We start from the raw sequence: 1,145 nt of genomic DNA on the forward strand, positions 1-1,145 counted from the left end.
GCAGTCGCTGCCGCCCCGGACCAGCTGGCCATGGCAGGCTATGCCGAGGCCGCCGAATTCGCCGCCCAGGCCGAGGAGCTCTCCCGGTCCGTGGACTACCTGCAGATCCTCGCCGCAGGGGCCGTGGACCGGACCCGCACCCAGGCCATCACCACCGCCGCGGCCACCAAGGCCACCAGGACCTGGACCACGGGCTGGGACAACGGCACCGAAACCGTGAACGAAACCGACACCGCCTGGCCCGCCACCAGTCCAGCCGGAACCGAYMCCGACACTGTTCCACGCTCCCCCGCGGACGACGGCTGCCGAAACACCGCCGAGTTCCTCCGGCTGCGGCTGCGGATCGGGATCGGCGAAGCCAAACGCCGCCTGCACCTCGCCCACGCCATCCTGCCCGAAACCACCCTCACCGGCCAGACCCTACCTCCGGCCCGGAAACACCTCGCCGCAGCCTGCACCCCCACCACCGGCATAGAACCCGGCGCCGAGCCCGTCCTCGCAGACGGGTTCCCGGCAGGTGCCGGGCCGGTGCTCTCCTCCCGGGCCGGGACCATCATCAGCGCCACCCTGGACCGGCTCAAACACCACACCACACCCCAGACCCTCGACCGGATCGAACACGACCTCACCCGCACCGCCGCCACCGCGGACCCCGACTTCCTCGTCCGAGTCGCCCGCCGCTGGGCCGACACCCTCAACGCCSACGGCACCGAACCCACCGAAGAAGCACTCCGCCACACCCAAGGCGCATTCATCCGCAAACCCCGCCACGGCCTGCACCACCTCGAAATCTTCGCCACCACCGACCAATACGAACACATCGCCACCATCATGAACGCCGCCACCAACCCCCGCACCCACCAACCCACCAGCAACAGCGCACACGCAGACGCAGGCACAGGCGCAGACAACGGAGCAGGCGCAGGCATTGTCGACGGCGGCGGTGTGTGGCAGGACAACGGCCCGGACCTGGACCGGCGCACCCGCGCCCAGAAACAACTCGACGCGATCATCACCGCCTTCAAAGCAGCCCTCACCACCAACAAACTGCCCACCGCCGGCGGAAACCGACCCCAAATCCTCGCCACCATCAACTACCAAGACCTCCTCCCCCACCTCCCAACCGCCGGCACGGGCGCAGCCAA

General features: G+C 69.4%; 1 protein-coding gene. It reads left to right on the plus strand.

Annotated elements, in window-relative coordinates:
- Positions 1-1,145: DUF222 domain-containing protein (locus AB4Y73_RS20395; protein WP_441874500.1), on the plus strand; the 1,145-nt coding region annotated here is incomplete at both ends.

The sequence above is a fragment of the Pseudarthrobacter sp. TAF60_1 genome, from assembly GCF_052113505.1.
Classification (GTDB): domain Bacteria; phylum Actinomycetota; class Actinomycetes; order Actinomycetales; family Micrococcaceae; genus Arthrobacter.